This is a genomic window from Streptomyces sp. NBC_01232 (assembly GCF_035989885.1).
GTDB lineage: Bacteria > Actinomycetota > Actinomycetes > Streptomycetales > Streptomycetaceae > Streptomyces.
This window is the reverse complement of the sequence record NZ_CP108518.1, coordinates 8,126,623-8,144,312: the sequence shown is the minus strand read 5'-3', so window position 1 is coordinate 8,144,312 and position 17,690 is coordinate 8,126,623. Positions and strand designations below refer to the sequence as shown.

Genomic DNA, 17,690 nt, shown 5'->3' with positions numbered 1-17,690 from the left:
GTGACCGGTCTCAGCGTCGAGACACTTGCGGCGGCCGCCCCCGCACCGATCACCTCGGCCGGGAACACCCAGCTGGGGATAGCCGTCCTCGCGGGCATAGCCGTCATCGTCCTGCTCATCACCCGCCTCAAACTGCACGCCTTCCTGGCGCTGACGGTCGGCTCGCTGGCCCTCGGGGTCTTCGCGGGAGCACCGTTGGCCAAGACGATCTCCAGCTTCACCGCCGGACTCGGGGCCACGGTCGCGGGCGTCGGCGTACTCATCGCGCTCGGCGCGATCCTCGGGAAGCTGCTGGCGGACTCGGGCGGCGCGGACGAGATCGTGGACACGATCCTTGCTCGGGCCAAGGGCCGGGCCATGCCCTGGGCCATGGTGCTGATCGCCTCGGTGATCGGGCTGCCGCTCTTCTTCGAGGTCGGGATCGTGCTGCTGATCCCGGTGGTGCTGCTGGTGGCCAGGCGGGGGAACTACTCCCTGATGCGGATCGGCATCCCCGCGCTGGCCGGCCTGTCCGTGATGCACGGCCTGGTCCCGCCGCATCCCGGCCCCCTCGTCGCCATCGACGCGCTCCACGCGAACCTGGGGATCACCCTCGGGCTCGGTGTGCTCGTGGCGATCCCGACCGTGGTCATCGCCGGGCCGGTGTTCTCCCGGTACGCGGCGCGGTGGGTGGACATCCCGGCGCCCGAGCACATGATCGCGCCGCGTCCCTCGGCGGAGCTGGAACACCGCCCGCGATTCGGGGCCACGGTGTTCACCGTGCTGCTCCCGGTGGCACTGATGCTCGTCAAGGCTCTTGTCGACATCGTGGTCGACGACCCCGCGAACCCTGTGCAGCGCGTGACGGACGTCGCGGGCTCCCCCATGATCGCGCTGCTCGCGGCGGTCCTGGTGGGCATGTTCACGCTGGGCCGAGCGGCCGGGTTCACCCGGGAGCGGATCTCGGTCACGGTGGAGAAGTCCCTGGCCCCGATCGCGGGAATCCTGCTGATCGTGGGCGCGGGCGGCGGCTTCAAGCAGACGCTGATCGACGTGGGCGTGGGTCAGATGATCCTGGACGTGTCGAAGAACTGGGCAGTCCCGACCCTGTTGCTGGCCTGGCTGATCGCCGTGGCCATCCGGCTGGCCACCGGCTCGGCGACGGTGGCGACCATCTCCGCGGCCGGGCTGGTCGCGCCGCTCGCGGCGGACATGTCCACCACCGGGACCGCGCTCCTGGTCCTGGCCATCGGGGCCGGCTCGCTGTTCTTCAGTCACGTCAACGACGCCGGCTTCTGGCTGGTCAAGGAGTACTTCGGGATGACCGTCGGTCAGACCCTGAAGACCTGGTCGGTGATGGAGACCATCATCTCGGTGGTCGGGCTGGGCCTCGTCCTGCTGCTGTCACTGGTCCTTTAGCCGGCCCTTCAACTGGGCGGCGGCCAGCGCCATGCCGCCCGCGGCCGTCGCGCAGCGGGCGGCGAGCCTGGACACCTCGGCACGCAGGGCCTCGGTCCCCGGTCCGTGCCACCCCGGCTCGGCGGCCGCCCCGTGCAGCCGGAACGCGTGCGTGCGCAACGCGGCGGCGTGACCCGACAGGCCGCCGGCCTGCGGCCGGGGCGCCGGCCGGGGCGGCCGTGCCGTGATCCGGCGGCGGGCCGGGCCCCGGGAGGGTCCGGACGCGGGCCCCGGCGGGGGCCGTTCGGGCAGACCGGGGCCCCGGTCGCAGAACGCCACGAAGGCGGCGCCGAGCCCGAGGACGGGTTGGGCGGTCTCGGCCCGGCCGGTGGCGACCTGCCAGCCGGCATGATCGTTGAAGGGGTTCGCGTCGGTCAGGGCGTTCCAGGCCAGGATGTCGGCGAAGGACGGGGCCAGCAGCGAGAAGGCGTGCTCGGCGCCCTGTTCGCGCATGATGGCGCGGAACAGACGGACGGCCTCGGCCTGGCGGCCCGCTTCCACGGCGCCGAGGACGGCGGCCGCGCCGGGATCGTCGAGCAGTTCGGGCCGGCCCGCGCTCACGGCCCGGATCCGGGCCTTCAGACCACAGACGGCGATGCTGATCGCGAGGCTCTCCCGGCCCGCCAGGACTCCGGCGAGCCGGCCCGCCCGGGCCATGCCCCGACCGCGCGGGGCCCAGCCGAGACCCGCCGGGTCGGTGAGGGTACGCAACAGGGTGCGCCAGCCGAGCCGGGTACGGCCGCCCCGGGCCAGGGCGGCTGCGGGCAGCCGGGCACCGAAGGCCAGGCCGGAGGCGTAGCGGGCGGCTTCGCCGACCGCGTCGGCGGCCTCGGCGAGTGCGCGGCACGGGGCGTCGAGCAGGTCGATGTCCGGGGCGGTGGACGCGGAGGTCGCGGCGTCGGGCATGTCATCCTCGTGGGGTTCGGCAGGAGGTTCGGGGGCGGGCACGGTCGGGCGTCAGGCGGTATGCGGTCGGGCTTCGGTCTTCGGGCGGTGAGCGGTCGGGCTTCGGTCTTCGGGCGGTGAGCGGTCGGGCGGCACAGGTCGGGCGGCAGGCGTCCTGCGAGGTGAGGCGGGTGTCGCGGCGTTCGATGGCCCCGGGCCCGGCGCCGGGATCTCGGCGGCGGGATGTCAGCGGCGGGTGAGCGTCAGCCGGATCCCGCGCGGGTCGAGCGCCGCGGGCAGCGGCCCCACCGGGTCCAGCACCGGCCGGCCGCGGCCGACCCGATGTGTCCGCAGCACCTCGGCGCAGAGCGCAGCGGTGATCATCAGGCCGAGCTGGTCGCCCGGACAGCGGCCGCCGCCATGGCTGAAGGGCGCCATCCGGACGTCCTGGTCCGCACCCGGGTTCTTCCACCGGCCGGGCACGAACACGTGCGCCGCCGGAACCCGTTCGGGATCGCGCTGGTGGAACGCGGCGGGCAGCAGCACCGAAGTGCCGGCCGGGTGGCGCACGCCCCGCCATTCGGTCTCGGCGCCGGTGACGCGGATCAGGTCGGACACCACCGGGTACAGGCGCAGGGACTCGCGTACGCAGGCCCGCAGCCGGGGCAGCTCGCCCCGGCCCGCACCCGCGGTGGCTTCGGCGGCCGCCTCGGCCGCGGCCAGGTCCTGTTCCGCGGGGTGCGCGCCGAGCAGGAGCAGGGTGCGCAGCAGCGTGTCCGGGACGGCGTCCATGGCCAGCAGCCAGTGCTGGGCCTGGCCGACGGGGTCGACGGTCCCGGTGGGGTCTGCGTAACGGGCGGCCCGTCCGACCAGCGTGTCGCCGTCGGCGTGGCCCGCGTACGCCTCGATGCGGGCGCGGGCCCTGGCGTGCAGGGAGCGGGCGGCGCGCGCCCGGCCGCCGCGCAGGCCCTTGCCCTCGGCGCGCAGCTGGGTGAGCCATCCGGTGAGTTCCTCGTCGGCGGCGGCCGAGTCGCCGAGCACGATCCGCCGGGCAGTGCGGTGGACGGCGTAGCGGGCGCGGGCGAGGTCGAGGGTGGCGGTCGGGGCACCGGCGCCGGTGGAACCGGCGGTCAGGTGCCGGGCCTCCTCGGCGAGGGCAGCGAGGAAGAGTCCGCAGGAGGGGTGCACGGGCAGGCCCGCGGCCAGCACCTCGGCGCTGACCTGCCGACGTTCCGCGCGGAGTTCGCCGCGGGAGCAGCCGGTGCCGGCGGGCTCCTGCGGGCTCAGGCCCCGGCACTTGTCCGGCGGGTCGGCCGCCAGGAGGCCGACGGGTTCGGCGTAGAACCGGCGCACGTCCTGCGGATCGAGGAGGACCAGGACGGTCCGTCCGGAGCGGGTGCGTACGAGGACGGGGGCGTCGCCGTGCCGGGCGCGCAGGGCGCGCAGCGCGGCGGCGGAGGCGCGCACCGCGCCGGGGCGGGGCCGGGCGAGGCCCCGCAGCAGGGCTCCGAGGCCGGCGAGGGGCACGCGCCCGGTGGTCTCACGGGCCGGGACCGCTTGCCGGAGGAAGGATTCCTTTACGGATGTCCGCCGGTCGGGGGCTCCCGCGCCGCGCCCCGGCGCGGCGGGCCCGCGGTCCGCGGGCAGTGCCTCACCGCGGGGGGACCGGCCGACTCGCTCGGGGCGCCGCCGGGCGGCGAGGGCCCGTACCCGGGCTCGGAGCCCGTCGAGGGCGGCCCCTTGGACCGTACGCATCCGTGTACCTCCGCGGCGGGAGCGACAACGCTCGGCGACAACGGCATCACCGTACGTCCCACCTGCGGACTGCGCGCCCCGAGGAGCACGTCAGGGGTCGAGCCCGACGAGCAGCGCCGCGATGTCCGGTCCGGCGGTGGGGTAGGAGGTGAAGACCGCGTGGTGCAGGGCCGACGGGGAGCGCCCGCGGCGTACGCACGCAATGGCCTCGGCGGGACCAGGCCCCGGTCGACGAGGAACTGGGCAACGACGAGGCCGGACCGGTTGTAGCCCGAGTGGCAGCGGACGAGCGTGGTGAGGTCCGCGTCGAGGGCGAGGCCGGCGGTGCGGGCGAGGCGCTGGACGGTGTGCAGCTGGTGGGCGTCGAGTGCGGCGTCCGGGACGGGCGCCACGACGTGCTCGGCGCGCGGTCCGGGTCCGTGGCCGGTCCGGGTGAAGAGGCTGATGACGAGGTCGAACTCGTCGCCGACGACGGCGGGCCGGAGTTCGCCGTCCGGGTCGGTCCAGTAGTGGCCGCCCATCCACGGGCCGGGTGCGGTCTCGTCCCACGGCGAATGCGGACCGGGAGCGTCACTGTCTCGCTGTCGGGTCTTCCTCATCCGGCCACGACCTGCTGGGGGGGGAGCCCCCAGAGTCCGACACAACTTCCTTTTACATGACGGAAGTTGGGGTGAAGACGGCTTCGCGGAACGCCGTGCGCAGCCCGCTGCGCACCGCCGTCGGGAGGAGGACCGCCCAGCGGTGGTGGCGGGGGGACATCCAGAGGGCCGGGCCGCCGTCCTGCGGGGCGTGGTGGGTCCAGACCCCGTGCGGGGCGGGCTGCCAGAGCAGTCCGCGGGCGGGGACGAGTTCGCCGGTGCGGATCCGGAGCGACTCGGTGGCCCAGGCGCGGGTGATGCCCTCGGTGATGCCCTCCGGGGCCGTGGAGCCGGCCGGTGCGGGGGCCGCGGCGGCGAGAACGTGCCGCAGGAAGCGGACCAGGTCGCCGAGGGGCGCGTGGAGGGCGGCATCGGTGAAACGCGTTCCGGTCATGCCCAGGGGGCGCCAGACCCGGGTGGCGGCGAGGTCGGCGAGCGGGCTGCCGGAGAGGTGTTCGGCGAGACGGGTGAGGGCCGCGGCGCCGCCCGGGTGGGTGAGGAGGTGGTGGGCGGTGGTCCCGTCGGGGGTGTCCGCGGAGGCCTCGTCCCCGTAGGCGGTGAGGGGCGTGTGCAGGTGCAGCGCGCCCTCGTCGACGAGGGCGCCGATGACCGGCCAGAGCGCGAGGACGGCGGTGAGGCCGCCCACGTCGAAGGCTTCGTCCGCGGGTCCGGCCTCCGAACCCGCCTGTGGGCCTTCGGGGCCGCCGACGGCCCACACCGCCCCGGGGTCGGCGGACCCGACGAGGGCCCGGACGGCGGTGGCCTGGTCGCACAGGAGGGTCATGGTCGCCCACGTTAACGAGCCCGCCCGGGCCGGCCCGGCAGGCCGGGGCGAGACCGGGCCCCCGCCACCCGAATGCCGCTCACGGCCGGCACCGTGCGCCCCCTCACCACCCCGGTCGGCCCGGATGTCCGTCGTCCTGAGCGGGCCCGTCGGCGAGCGCGTCGAGGATCCCGGCTGCCCGGGTGTCCCCGAGCGCGTCCGGGGCCTCGGCGGCGTACCCGCGGGACGAGGCGTCGACGGTGGTGTCCAGGGCGACGGCGTGGAGGTGTTCCGCGGCGCGCGGATCGCCGAGCTCCGCCAATCGCCCGATCAGCTGCAGCCGCCGGTGCCGGGCGGACGGGCCGCACCCGGTCCTGAGGCGTGGGGCGCGGCCCGTCCGGGGCACCCGGGTACGTACGTCCAGTACCCGGGCGCCCCTGTGCTCGCCTAGCTCTTGTCCGGGCGGTCGGTCACCCGCAGGGTGTTGAGCAGGGGCTTGCCGAATCCGCTGTGCGTAACGAAGCGGATGTTGAGGACCCCGTCCGTGACCGTGACCGTGTACGTACGGGTCAGGGCCTTGTAGGTGCCGGCCTCCAGGGCGATGTCCAGGGAGGGCAGGACCTGCGTGCCCTCGGCCAGGACGTCGAAGACGCGCTTGTTCGGCTTGGTGGAGGAGAGCTCCGCGAAGCCGAGCTCCACCGTGTAGGTGCCGTTCGGCACGTTGTCGAAGCGGTATTCGTACATGCCCTCACGGGCGTTGCGGAACAGCCACTGCTCGTCCGTACCGGCGATGGTGCGGCCGGTGGACTGGATGGTGCCGTTGCCCTGGTAGCCGTAGGAGCCGGGCGTGTACTTGCGGTCCGGCGACCAGGCGTCACCCAGGGCGTCGGTGCTGCCGTAGCCGGAGCCCGCGTCGAGGCCGACCTGGTAGCGCGGAACGACGACCTTGACCGGGACGGTCAGGACCGGGGTCCGGCCGCTCGCGGAGGTGATCTTCAGGTCGGCTGTGAGGACCGTTCCCGGAGCCAGTCCGGTCGTGTCGACCGTAAGGGTGACCGGGGTCTTCGCGCCGGTCGGGAGGTTCCCGGTCGCCGGTGTGGCCGTGAGCCAGGCCGCTTCCTCGGACACCGTGAACGCCGTGCCGAGGCCCGGGTTGGTCAGGTCCAGGGTCCGCGTCCGCCGCTGGTCCGCCGGGAGGACGACCTCGACGGACGGCGTGGACGCCGTCACCTTTCCGGTGCGCAGGGACTGCGTCACGGCCGTGACGTCGGCGGCCTTGACGTTCACCGTCGCCGTGGCGGACTCGTACTGGGGTGCGGCCAGCGAGACGGGGAGCGAGCCCGAGGGGCTCTGGACGACGTATCCGCCGTCCGCCGCCGTGGTGGCGGAGACCGCGCCGTCGCCGGTACCGACGGTCACCGTGGCGCCCGCGACGCCGTTGCCGTCGTTGGCGTCGAGCACCCGGCCCGCCACCACTCCGCTCTTGGTGGTCCGGAACGCGATGGACAGGCCGTCCGTGATGACCCCGGTGTTGAAGGAGTACTTGAAGGCGTCGGTTCCGGCCGCGTTCTCCACACCGACCGTGGCCGAGGAGCCGCCCTTGATCCCGGTGCCGCCCGTCCCCTTGTAGGAGTACGAGACGGTGCCGTCCTCGCCGATCGTCGCCGAGAAGGAGAACTTGTCGGCCTGGGCCGACCAGTGGGCCACCTGGCGCCACTCGATCACGTAACTCCGGTGCGGAGCGGTGCCGGTGACGGCGGTGAAGACACCGGATCCGCTGCCCGTGGCGCCGACGACGAGGTCGTCCCAGAACGGGTACAGGGCCGCGTTGGGCGTGGCCGTGCTCGGGAGGTCCCCGTTGATGTCACTGGTGTGGTTGCCGCCGAAGCTGACGGTGCCGTTGGTGCCGATCCAGGCCTGGCCGTACGTCTTGCCGTACAGGGGCAGCGGGAAGGGCAGGTCGACGCGCTCGGTGGTGTTGTCACCGGTGAGCGCGAGCTGGCGGGTGCCCTCGACGTACGGGCGGTCGCCCGCGGCGGCGCAGGCGTAGCCGTAGCCGTCGGTGCGCTCGGGCAGGCTGACCGCGACGGTGGCGTCTCCGGCGACGGTGACCTTCGCCGTACCGCCGGTGACGCAGCGGGAGGCGTGGGTGGCGTTCACGTCGTACGTGCCGTGCGGCAGGGCCACCTCGAAGCGGCCCTGGGCGTCGGCGGTCGCGGTCACCGGGGTGTCCGCGATGGTGACGGAGGCGCCCGCGGCGGGGCCGGCGGCCGAGGAGACCGTGCCGGTGAGTTTGCCGGAGGCGGCCTGGGTCAGGGTGAAGTCGCCGGTGGCGGTGCCGTTCTCGGTCACCGTGGCCGTCGCGGTCTGCTGTCCGTAACCGAACTTGGCGGCGGTCAGGGTGTAGTCGCCGACCGAGAGGGAGGCGAAGCGGTAGCTGCCGTCGGCCCCGGTGGTGGTGGTGCGGTCGATCGGGCCGTCGGCGGTGATCTTCACGCCCGCGACGGGCTGGTCGCCGGCGCGTACGGTGCCGCCGAGCGAGCCGATGGCGCCGCGCGGGGCGGCGTTGACGGCGGCGAGGATGTCGAGCCGGCCCTCACCGAAGACGTTGTTGTCGGCGGCGTTGCCCCCGCACTGGCTGCTGTCGGTGTCCAGGGCGGTGCCGTCGAAGAGCGCCTCGGTCTGCGCGACGTCGCCTTCCAGGGCGGGCGCGGCGGACCAGAGCAGGGCGACGGCGGCCGCGGTGTGCGGCGAGGCCATCGAGGTGCCGGAGAAGGCCTCGTACGCGCCGCCGGGAACGGAGGAGCGGACGTTCACGCCGGGGGCGGCGATGTTCGGCTTGATGATGCCGCCGGGGCCGGCGCCGCGCGAGGAGAACGACGCGATGGCGTTGTTGATGTCGAAGGCGCCGGAGCTGTAGGAGCTGGCGTAGTCGCCGGGCGAGCCGGCGGTGTTGCAGCTCGGGCCTGAGTTCCCGTTGGAGAAGGCCGGGAAGATGCCGGCCGCCCGCCAGGTGTCGACGATCTGCTGGTACCAGGTGTCGCCGCCGCTGCCGCCCCAGGAGTTGTTGACGATGTGCGGGGCGAGATCGGGGCGCGGGTTCTGACCGCTCGGGTCGGTCGGGGCGACGATCCACTGGCCCGAGGCGAGGAGGGAGGCCTCGGAGCAGGAGTTCGACTCGCAGCCCTTGGCCGCGATCCACTTGGCGCCGGGGGCCACGCCGATCTTGTTGGCGCCGCCGTCGTCGCCGACCATCGTGCCCATGGTGTGGGTGCCGTGGTCGTTGTTGTCGCACGGGGCCGCGGTGGTGCACACGCCCGCCGGGTCGAACCAGTTGTAGGCGTGGTCGTACGTGCCGTCCGCCTTCTTGCCGCGGTACTGGTTGTTCACGGCCGGGTGGGTGTAGTCCACGCCGCTGTCGATGTTGGCGACGACTATGCCCTCGCCGCGCACCCCGACCTGGTCCCAGACCTGCGGGGCCTTGATCCGGTCGATGTTCCACTCGATGGCGTCGGCGACGGCCTTCTCCCGCTTGCCCTCGGTGGGCTTGGGGAGGACGACCTTGTCGTCGGCGTCGATCCGGGCGACCTCGGGGCGCTGTGCGAGGGTCCCGGCGAGCTTCTGGCTGCCGACGACGCGCACGGCGTTCACGATCCAGTACGAGGTGTACTCGGCCCCCGCGCCCTGCAGGGCCTTGACGACCTCGGCCTGGCTGCGCGCGGCGTGGTCCCTCTTGATCCGCAGAACCGTTTCTGCCTTTGCGGCGCGGGTCTGCTGCTTCCCCGCGGCGGTGAGGTCGGCGGCGCTGTCGAGGTAGACCCAGAAGGCGGCCTTGGCAGAGTCGTCGAGCTGGGCCCGGAGCTTGGGCTCGATCTTGCGCTCGGCCGCGGTCAGGGCGGCGGGGCCGGGGTCCTGCGCGGCCGCGGCGACGCCCGCGCCGATCGGCAGGAGCAGGACCGAGGTGAGGGCGGCGAGCGCCGTACGTAAGGACCGCACGGGCCGTGATGACCTTGTGGGCCGTAAGGCTCGTGAGGACCGGTTGTTGCGTTGAGCCACGTGTTGTCTCCTCGTACGCCGTGTGCGGGTTGTGCGGGAAGGGTGCGCGTGACGTGCGCGGGTCATGGTGAACGAGGCGTCATGCTCATTACAAGGGGGGCTTTTCGGCCGTCCTCGGTCCGGGAACGACGGAGCCCGCGGGCTCGTCGGCGGACCGCTCGCGTACCGGAGGACCGGCGCCCGGCCTTCGCCCGCGCCCAGAGGGAACGCGCGGCCGGCACGTCGCGCGGCAACGGCCCGGGACACGCTCGCGACCTGCGGGTCCATGGCCGTCGCACGGCGCGTCGCATACCGGGCCGGGCCGGCGGCAGAAGGGTGCTTGCCCGGCCCGGCGGGGTGTCCGCCCGGACCGTCGGCGGTTCAGCCGGGTGAATCGCCGTCCCGCGGAACGAGCGTCACGTCCACTTCCCCTGCGGCGGCGGACCAGCGCTCTCCGCGTTCCACGGCCGCACGACCGTCACTGAGCATCCGCGTACGGATGTCCCGCGCCGCATCGCGCAGGACCGCCGCGGGCACGCCGCTCCTGGCCGGGAACCGGTCCAGGATTTGCTGGACCGACCTGTCGAAGGCCCGGACCGCTCCCTCGACGTCGTCCACGCTCTCACCCGCCGACGCGGCCGATGTGATCGTCCAGGTCATCCACAGAGCCATGCCCGAAGCGTAGGAGCGGGTGGGCCGGAACGTGAACGACGTCGCAGGTGTGTCGCCCCCGAGCGGATGTCTTGCCGATCACGCCGGGCTCGCGGGTTCTGACACCGACAAGACACCCCCCTCAAGGCCCGTCCCGCAAGTGGGGGTCTCCCGCTCAGTGGTTTCCGTTCGGAGCGAGGAGGTGCTGGGCGAACAACCGGGTCGACGGCGGCCAGTGGAATAATCGATCATGCGTTCATGACCCTGAGAGAGACCCTTGTCCGAGTTGAGGCAGACCTGGCCGCCGGACGGGTTCCCCTTGCGCGCCAGCGTTTGCGCGGTCTCGTCTCATCCTTCCCGCACGACCTGACACTCCGCCGGCGCCTGGCCGAGGTGTACCGGCTCTACGGCGACACCGCCGAGGCCGGACGCTGGATGTACCTCGAAGCGGACCGCGACGCCGACGAGACCGCCGCCTTCGAAGAGCGGTACGGATCTCCCGCATGGAGGATGAAGGCCCTCGCCTGGCGCGGCCCCGAGGCAAAGGCTTCCACCGCCTTTGCGGAGAAGCAGCTGACTGCAGTGCGGACATCCTGCGCCGAGGAGCTGGAGCGCCTCGTCGACTGGGACGACCCTGCCTCGTACCGGGACGGTCTGGAGGAGAAGTACGAGGAGGCGCCCTCCGAGCCGTGGACAGTCGGCGGTGTGCTGGCGGGCATCGGTTGCCTGGTGGGTGCCCTTGCGTTCGTCGCAATCTGGGTGGTTGGAGTTGTTGCCCTCTTCGACTGACGCAGGTCACCCAGGCCCTGTGGGGAGCACCGCGCAAGGCCGGTGAGATCGTCCAGAACTGCTGTGCACGGGATACTTGGCAACGAGGGAAATGATCTCGCGATGTCTGCTGTGATTGCGGCGTCGCAGCCGTCCTGGATGGTCCCGTTCACCGGGCTGAGCCCCCGCGTCTTCCCGTGCACGCGATTCCGCAGCAACACGGTCCTCATCGTGGACGGAACCTTGGTTCCCACCCGTGACCACACGGTGGCCGAGCGGTCGAAGAACTCTCGCTGCTCCACCAACCACCAGGTCGTCATGAAGACCTGGAAGACCTTGCGAGACTGCCGCTCAAAGGGCGACGGCGTCCATCACGCGATGAGCAAAATCGCCCACCTGCACAACCGTGCACTCGGCCGGTGGACGAGCCGACATCCGTCGATCACGGACCTGCCGGCTCAAGATCTTGACGGGACAGCCCTTAGGGACAGGACTCCTCGATCTTCACCGTGCCGAAGTCGATCTTCGTGTCGATGCCGGTCTTCGTGCCGGCGGCCGGGGTCTGCGTACAGACCTTCCAGTTCCGGTCGAATACCTGGTTGCGGTTCTTGCCCAGCGCGTCGTGCGAGGAGAGCAGGAAGAAGCCTGCCGCCTGCGCGCCGTCCTGGGCGGCCTGGAGGACCTGGCCCACGAAGTCGGGGACGGCGGCGGACGGCTTTCCCGCCTTCGGCGGCGCCGGGGTGCTGCCGGCCGGGGCGGGCGCGGCCGTGGTGGCGTGAGGAGCGGCGGGAGGGGTGACGCCAGGGGTGGCGGATGCCGGGCCGGTGCCGTCGTCGGCGGCCTGTGGGTTGCACCCCGCGAGGGCGAGGCATGCGGCGGCGGCAGCGGTTACGAGCAGGACACGGGTGCGGTGTGTGCGCATCCCGACACTGTCGGGGATGAGGCGGGGTCGCGGGCGGCTTTGACCAGTTTGTGACGCGCGGCGGCGCCACGGTGGTAGGCGGGTGTCTTGTCGATCAGGGCGGATCAGCCCGCCGGCCCGGCATGATCGACAAGACACCCCCGAGGGCCGGCGGGTTGGATGGCGGCCTGGTCCGGCGACGGGCGGGCGCGTGGGATTTCCTGTCCGCTCCCGGTGGCCCGTACCGGCCGCGCGGGCCAGCCTGAAAGCATGACCGCGCCCGCCGAGCCGAACGTCCCCGGTGTCCCGCTCGCGTCCGCCCGCGGCCGGTGGATCCTGCTGACCACCGTGCTCGGGTCGAGCATGGCCCTGCTGGACTCGACCGTGGTGAACGTGGCGCTGCCCCGCATCGGGGAGGACCTCGACGCCGACCTGGCGGTGCTCCAGTGGACGTCGAACGCATACATGCTGACCCTGGCCGGGCTGATCCTGGTCGGCGGGGCCCTCGGCGACCGCTTCGGGAGGCGCCGGATCTTCGTCCTGGGCGTGGTGTGGTTCGCGGTGGGCTCGCTGCTGTGCGGCATAGCGCCGAACGCCGGGGTACTGGTGGCCGCCCGGGCCCTGCAGGGCGTCGGCGGGGCGCTGCTGACCCCCGGCTCCCTCGCGCTGATCCAGGGGTCGATCCGCGCCGAGGACCGGGGCCGCGCGGTCGGCCTGTGGTCTGGCCTGGGCGGGGTGGGCGCGGCCGTGGGCCCGTTCCTGGGCGGCTGGCTGGTGGACGGGCCCGGCTGGCGGTGGGTGTTCCTGCTGAACGTGCCGGTGGCCGCGCTGTGCGTGCCGGTGGCGCTTCGGCACGTACCGGAATCGCGGGACCCACATGCACACGGGCGCTTCGACGTGGCCGGGGCGGTGCTCGGCGCGGGTTCCCTCGGCCTGGTCACCTACGCGCTGATCGAGGCCTCCACGGGGTCGCCGACGGTGATCGTCGCGGCGGTGGGCGGGGTCCTGCTGGGCATCGCCTTCGTGCTCGTCGAGCGGCGGCGGGCGGATCCGATGGTGCCGCCGGACATCTTCGCCTCCCGGCAGTTCACGGCCGTCAATCTGGTGACCCTGTGCGTGTACGCGGCCTTCGGCGGCTTCTTCTTCCTGATCGTGCTCCAGCTCCAGGTGGTGGCCGGATACTCCGCGCTGGGCGCCGGGGCCGCGCTGCTGCCGACGACCGTGCTGATGCTCCTGCTGTCGGCCCGCTCGGGAGAGCTCGGGGAGCGGATCGGGCCGCGGATCCCGCTCACGGTGGGTCCGCTGCTGTGCGCGGCCGGAATGCTGCTGATGCTGCGGGTGGGGCCCTCGGCCTCGTACACGACGGACGTACTGCCCGCGATGGTGGTGCTGGGCATGGGCATGGTGACCCTGGTGGCTCCGCTGACGGCGACCGTGCTGTCCTCCGTGGACCCCGGCCGGGCGGGCCTGGCCAGCGGCATCAACAACGCCGCGGCGCGCGCCGCCGGGCTGCTCGCCGTGGCGGCGCTGCCGCTGCTGGCCGGGATGGGGCCGGAGTCGTACCGCTCGGCGAGCCAGTTCGACGCGGCGTTCGGGCCGGCCATGCTCTGGTGCGCGGGAGCGCTGCTGGTCGGGGCGGCCGTGGCCTGGGCGACCGTGCGCTCCCCCGCGCCCGGGGGATGCCACCCGCAGTGCCACACGCACTGTGCGGTGGTCTCTCCGCCGCTCGAACCCCGCGAGGGGCGGGGCTGATCCGGTGTGCTGGAGCCCGACGGCCGATCCGGTGGCGGGCACGGTCGTCGCCGCCGTGGGGATCGTGTGCGTGGCACGGGTGCGGCGGGCCCGCGATCTGCCGGTCGCCGCGCTGCCGCTGCTGCTGGGTGTGCACCAGCTGGTGGAGGCCGCCGTGTGGGGTACGGGCGGGGCTGCTCCCCGGCCGCCACGGCCTGGGCCGTGATCGCCCTGCCGCTGCTGGCGGTCTGGGTGCCGGCCGGGGTCCTGCTGGCGGCCGCGCCCGGCATCCGGCGTCGCCTGTGGGGGCCGATGGCCGCCGGTGCGGCCACCGCCGCGGTGCTCTCGTACTGCCTCGCGACCCGGCCGGTGACCGCCGAGATCCGTGGCCACACCATCGGCTACGGCGTGAATGTTCCGTGGATGCCGCTGGTCCTGGCGGGCTACCTGTTCGCCACTCCGGGCGCCCTGCTGCTCGCCGGGGACGGGCGGTTGCGGACCCACGGCGTGGTGCTGGCGGCAGGGGCGCTGGCCTGCTCAGCGCTGTGGCGGCTGGAATTCGCCTCCACCTGGTGCGCCTTCGCGGCGGTCGCGTCGCTGCTGGTCCTGGGCCGGGTCCGGCGCCCGCGCGCCGCATCGTCTGTCACGTGATCGACCGAAAGTTACCTAGACGTATGTAGTGACTTCGCACGCGGGCAGCAGTAGAACTCGTTCCCATTCCGCCAAGAGTGAGGAACGTCACATGAGTGATAAAGCCGTGCCCAGAAACACGAAGAACAGCTCCAACGGACTCTCCCGACGCGGTTTCCTCGGTAGAACAGGTTCCATTATCGGGGCCGTGGCCCTGGCGGGGCACATCACCCCGGCGCAGGCGGCCGCCCCACCCGGCGCGATCGCCGACGGTGCCCGGGTACCGGTCCTGGTCATCGGCACCGGCTACGGCGGATCGGTGGCGGCCCTGCGGCTGGCGCAGGCTGGCGTGGACGTACAGATGATCGAGATGGGCATGTCCTGGGACACCCCGGGCTCCGACGGCAAGATCTTCCCCAAGGTGACCACCCCGGACTACCGGTCGTTCTGGCTCCGCACCCGGACGAAGGCCCCGCTCAGCAACTTCCTCGGCTTCCCGATCGACAAGGACGTCCCCAAGTACACCGGGATCCTGGACGCCGAGGACTTCGCCGGCATCACGGTCTACCAGGGCCGCGGCGTCGGCGGCGGTTCGCTGGTCAACGGCGGCATGGCGGTCACGCCCAAGCGCGCGAACTTCTCCGCCGTGCTCCCCACGGTGGACGCCGACGAGATGTACGGCACCTACTACCCGAGGGCCAACGCCGGACTCGGGGTCGGCATGATCGACCCGGCCTGGTTCGACACGGCCGACTGCTACCAGTTCTCCCGCGTCGGCCGCAAGCACGCCCAGCGTTCCGGCTTCGCCTGGACCTTCGTCCCCGACGTGTACGACTGGGACTACATGAAGCGGGAGGCCGCGGGCACCGCCCCCCAGTCGGCCCTGGCCGGCGAGATCCTCTACGGCAACAACCACGGCAAGAAGTCGCTGGTGCAGACCTACCTCGCCCAGGCGAGGGCCACGGGCCGGGTCACCATCTCGGCGCTGCACAAGGTCACTTCGGTCTCCCCCGCCGCCGGGGGCGGCTACACGGTCACCATCGACCAGATCAACACCACCGGTGACACCGTGGCCACCAAGACCGTGACCTCGGACCGGGTGTTCTTCGCGGCCGGCAGCGTCGGCACCAGCAAGCTCCTGGTCAAGCTCAAGGCCACGGGAGCCCTGCCGAACCTCAACGGCGAGGTCGGCAAGGGCTGGGGCGAGAACGGGAACGTCATGTGCGGCCGCGCCAACCACATGTGGGATCCGACCGGCAAGCTCCAGTCGACCATCCCCTGTTCCGGCATCGACAACTGGGACGCGGGCGGCGCGTTCGCCGAGGTGGCTCCGCTCCCGACCGGGATCGAGACGTACGCCTCGTTCTACCTGTCGATCACGAAGAACCCCAACCGCGCCGAGTTCACCTGGAACGCGGCGACGGGCAAGGTCGACCTGAGCTGGCAGACCGCCTGGAAGCAGCCGTCCATCTCGATGGCCAAGACCATCTTCGACAAGATCAACTCGAAGGAGGGGACGATCTACCGGACCGACCTGTTCGGCGCCTACAAGATCTGGAACGACACCCTGACCTACCACCCGCTCGGCGGCGCGGTCCTGAACAAGGCCACCGACAACTACGGTCGCCTGCACGGCTACACCGGCCTGTACGTGATCGACGGCGCGCTCATCCCCGGCAACGCGAGCGTCAACCCGTTCGTCACCATCACGGCTCTCGCCGAACGCAACATCGAGAAGATCATCGCCACCGACCTCCCGTAGGGCCGCGTCCTCCCCCCAGCGGCCGGGGCCGTTCGGATGTCACCGAACGGCCCCGATTACATGAGCGCCGCGCCTCTGCCCCGACGCTCGCTGCCCCGCGGCTCAGTGCTCCGCCGCTCGCTGCCCCGCTGCTCGGTGCCTCGCCGCTCAGTGCCCCGGCAGCATGCAGACGCTGTCCAGGCCCAGCACGTGGTTGAGGCGGCCGAAGGCCAGCCAGGACCCGATGCTCATCGTCAGCTCCACGATCTCGAGCTGGCTGTAGTGCGCGGTCATGCGGTCCCAGAACTCCTCGTCGAGCCCGTGGTGGTCGAGGGTGTACCGCTCGGCGTACTCCGCCGCGAGCCGGGTGCGCTCGTCGAACACGTCGGTCGTGCGCCACTCGGTGACCGCGTCGGCGAACTCCTCCTCGACCTTCTCCCCCTCCCGTTCGGTGCGCCAGTCGAGGCAGAAGACGCACCCGTTGATCTGCGCGACGCGCAGCCGGGCCGCCTCGAACTCGCGCAGGCCCAGGGTGGTGTGGGCGTACACCGACAGGGAGAAGTTCGCGGCGGCCATGCCGATGCCGGGGACCATGTCGCCCCACACGTACTCGATCGGGTGCTGGCCTTCGGGGATGTCGATCCTCATGACTGTTTCCTTCCGAGTCTGCCGATGGCGGGGCGCAGCGGGATGTCGAGGGCGTCGTACAGTCCGGGCTCCGCCTCGGTGAGCCAGTCGATGGCGCCGACGAGGCGGCCGACGGCCGTGGCGTTGCCGCCCGCCGAGCGGTTGTCGCCCTCGTCCGTGGCCTCGATGGTGACCTCGATGCGGGGGCGGCCCTCGATGACGACCCGGTGGGCGCCGTCGCCGCCGTCGGGCGGCGTCGGCCAGTCCGGAGCGCACGAGGCGTGGATGCGGGTCACGTGCTCGATGACGATGCGGGGCTCGCCCTCGACGATGCCCTGCACCTCGAAGCGGATCGCACCCTGAGTCCCCGCCTCGAACTCGCCCATGGTCCGGGTGGTCACCGTGGTGTCGAGCGCGCGGCGGTCCGAGGTCTCGCGGATCTCGTCGAGCTCGACCCCTAGCGCCCGGGCCATCATCCGTATCTGCCCTCCCCAGACCATGGTCGGGATGGAGGGCATGAGCATCATCGGCTCGTAGTCCATGGGCTGGCCCATGCCCACGAGGTATCGGACGGAGTCCGGCTGGTCGTAGGTGGAGTAGTCGAAGATCTCCTGGCAGCGGATGACGTCGATGGTGGTGCCGAGTCCGCTGAGCAGGAGCGGCAGGACGTCGTTGCCCCAGCCGGGGTCGACGCCGGAGGCGAAGAGCGTGCCGCCGCCCTCCGCGACGGCGGCGAGCACCGGGTCCCGGAACTCGGGCGGGGCATTGCGGTGGTCGTAGAGCGGGTACAGGGCCGGGCTGACGACGACCGCGCCGGACCGGACGGCCCGGGTGATGTCGGCGAGGGCCTCGTCGGGCCGCACGTCCCCGGACGCGGCGTACACCACGGCCCGGGGGCGGGCGGCCAGTACGGCTTCGATGTCGTCGGTGGCCTCGACCCCCAACAGGCGGTCGAGTTCGCCGAGTTCGCCCGCGTCGCGGCCGACCTTGGCTGGATTGTGGACGATGACTGCGCAGAGTTGGAGCGCGGGATGGGCCTCGACGGCACGGATCGCCAGACGGCCCACGTTGCCGGTACCCCAGACAACCGTGGAAATCATGCGCGGAGGGTAGCCACAGGGCCTTGAC

14 protein-coding genes and 2 pseudogenes are annotated in these 17,690 nt (G+C 72.6%); 6 read left to right on the top strand and 10 right to left on the bottom strand.

Annotated features, from left to right (window positions below; translation table 11 throughout):
* The gene (locus OG444_RS37410) at positions 1-1,398 is read left to right on the top strand and encodes a GntT/GntP/DsdX family permease (protein ID WP_327266318.1); all 1,398 of its coding nucleotides are present in this window, start codon (positions 1-3) and stop codon (positions 1,396-1,398) included.
* Here OG444_RS37410 and OG444_RS37405 read toward each other — a convergent pair.
* The 7 genes from OG444_RS37405 to OG444_RS37375 all read right to left on the bottom strand — a co-directional run bounded on the left by OG444_RS37405 (position 1,384) and on the right by OG444_RS37375 (position 10,185).
* A complete protein-coding gene (locus OG444_RS37405; protein WP_327266317.1) occupies positions 1,384-2,343 on the bottom strand; it encodes a hypothetical protein in 960 nt (319 codons plus the stop codon). The two genes, OG444_RS37410 and OG444_RS37405, sit on opposite strands and share 15 nt — an antisense overlap.
* A gap of 225 nt (positions 2,344-2,568) precedes the next feature.
* A complete protein-coding gene (locus tag OG444_RS37400) occupies positions 2,569-3,849 on the bottom strand; it encodes a cytochrome P450 (protein ID WP_327266316.1) in 1,281 nt (426 codons plus the stop codon).
* A gap of 50 nt (positions 3,850-3,899) precedes the next feature.
* The gene (locus OG444_RS37395; protein WP_327266315.1) at positions 3,900-4,676 is read right to left on the bottom strand and encodes a hypothetical protein; all 777 of its coding nucleotides are present in this window, start codon (positions 4,674-4,676) and stop codon (positions 3,900-3,902) included.
* Between the two features lie 52 nt (positions 4,677-4,728).
* A complete protein-coding gene (locus OG444_RS37390; RefSeq protein ID WP_327266314.1) occupies positions 4,729-5,499 on the bottom strand; it encodes a hypothetical protein in 771 nt (256 codons plus the stop codon).
* 103 nt (positions 5,500-5,602) lie between these two features.
* Complete coding sequence (locus tag OG444_RS37385) at positions 5,603-5,800, bottom strand: hypothetical protein (RefSeq protein ID WP_327266313.1); 198 nt, start codon at positions 5,798-5,800, stop codon at positions 5,603-5,605.
* Positions 5,801-5,925: 125 nt separating this feature from the next.
* Positions 5,926-9,474 (bottom strand): S8 family serine peptidase, encoded by a 3,549-nt coding sequence (locus tag OG444_RS37380; RefSeq protein ID WP_327266312.1) that lies wholly within the window; start codon positions 9,472-9,474, stop codon positions 5,926-5,928.
* Between the two features lie 420 nt (positions 9,475-9,894).
* Entirely contained in the window at positions 9,895-10,185 is a 291-nt protein-coding gene (locus OG444_RS37375) for a hypothetical protein (protein WP_327266311.1), read from the bottom strand.
* Positions 10,186-10,422: 237 nt separating this feature from the next.
* Between OG444_RS37375 and OG444_RS37370 the strand changes: the two genes are divergently transcribed.
* Both OG444_RS37370 and OG444_RS37365 read left to right on the top strand, forming a co-directional pair.
* A complete protein-coding gene (locus OG444_RS37370; protein ID WP_327266310.1) occupies positions 10,423-10,953 on the top strand; it encodes a DUF6584 family protein in 531 nt (176 codons plus the stop codon).
* Positions 10,954-11,055: 102 nt separating this feature from the next.
* Positions 11,056-11,346: pseudogene (locus tag OG444_RS37365) on the top strand (hypothetical protein); the annotation flags it as partial.
* Between the two features lie 67 nt (positions 11,347-11,413).
* Here the strand turns inward: OG444_RS37365 and OG444_RS37360 are convergent.
* Entirely contained in the window at positions 11,414-11,854 is a 441-nt protein-coding gene (locus OG444_RS37360; RefSeq protein ID WP_327267081.1) for a hypothetical protein, read from the bottom strand.
* A 249-nt stretch (positions 11,855-12,103) separates the two neighbouring features.
* On the opposite strand from OG444_RS37360, the gene OG444_RS37355 reads away from it, so the two are divergent.
* From OG444_RS37355 to OG444_RS37345, 3 genes and pseudogenes are all read left to right on the top strand, one after another.
* On the top strand, positions 12,104-13,585 hold the full coding sequence (locus OG444_RS37355) for an MFS transporter (RefSeq protein WP_327266309.1): 1,482 nt from the start codon (positions 12,104-12,106) through the stop codon (positions 13,583-13,585).
* Positions 13,539-14,215, top strand: a pseudogene (locus tag OG444_RS37350) (DUF6629 family protein). Before OG444_RS37355 ends, OG444_RS37350 begins: the two are co-directional and overlap by 47 nt.
* Before the next feature lie 91 nt (positions 14,216-14,306).
* Positions 14,307-15,956: a GMC oxidoreductase gene (locus OG444_RS37345; protein WP_327266308.1), complete on the top strand. Its 1,650-nt coding sequence runs from the start codon at positions 14,307-14,309 to the stop codon at positions 15,954-15,956.
* Between the two features lie 147 nt (positions 15,957-16,103).
* Here OG444_RS37345 and OG444_RS37340 read toward each other — a convergent pair whose 3' ends face one another.
* Together OG444_RS37340 and OG444_RS37335 are read right to left on the bottom strand one after the other, a co-directional pair.
* On the bottom strand, positions 16,104-16,583 hold the full coding sequence (locus OG444_RS37340) for a carboxymuconolactone decarboxylase family protein (RefSeq protein WP_327266307.1): 480 nt from the start codon (positions 16,581-16,583) through the stop codon (positions 16,104-16,106).
* Positions 16,580-17,662: an NAD(P)H-dependent amine dehydrogenase family protein gene (locus tag OG444_RS37335; RefSeq protein WP_327266306.1), complete on the bottom strand. Its 1,083-nt coding sequence runs from the start codon at positions 17,660-17,662 to the stop codon at positions 16,580-16,582. Before OG444_RS37335 ends, OG444_RS37340 begins: the two co-directional genes overlap by 4 nt.
* Between the last annotated feature and the right edge of the window lie 28 nt (positions 17,663-17,690).

Excerpts from the sequence above, each read along its gene's own strand:
- OG444_RS37405 (WP_327266317.1), bottom strand. The coding sequence starts at position 2,343 with ATGCCCGACGCCGCGACCTCCGCGTCCACCGCCCCGGACATCGACCTG.
- OG444_RS37395 (WP_327266315.1), bottom strand. The coding sequence starts at position 4,676 with ATGAGGAAGACCCGACAGCGAGACAGTGACGCTCCCGGTCCGCATTCG.
- OG444_RS37390 (WP_327266314.1), bottom strand. The coding sequence starts at position 5,499 with ATGACCCTCCTGTGCGACCAGGCCACCGCCGTCCGGGCCCTCGTCGGG.
- OG444_RS37375 (WP_327266311.1), bottom strand. The coding sequence starts at position 10,185 with ATGGCTCTGTGGATGACCTGGACGATCACATCGGCCGCGTCGGCGGGT.
- OG444_RS37370 (WP_327266310.1), top strand. The coding sequence starts at position 10,423 with ATGACCCTGAGAGAGACCCTTGTCCGAGTTGAGGCAGACCTGGCCGCC.
- OG444_RS37360 (WP_327267081.1), bottom strand. The coding sequence starts at position 11,854 with ATGCGCACACACCGCACCCGTGTCCTGCTCGTAACCGCTGCCGCCGCC.
- OG444_RS37355 (WP_327266309.1), top strand. The coding sequence starts at position 12,104 with ATGACCGCGCCCGCCGAGCCGAACGTCCCCGGTGTCCCGCTCGCGTCC.
- OG444_RS37345 (WP_327266308.1), top strand. The coding sequence starts at position 14,307 with ATGAGTGATAAAGCCGTGCCCAGAAACACGAAGAACAGCTCCAACGGA.
- OG444_RS37340 (WP_327266307.1), bottom strand. The coding sequence starts at position 16,583 with ATGAGGATCGACATCCCCGAAGGCCAGCACCCGATCGAGTACGTGTGG.
- OG444_RS37335 (WP_327266306.1), bottom strand. The coding sequence starts at position 17,662 with ATGATTTCCACGGTTGTCTGGGGTACCGGCAACGTGGGCCGTCTGGCG.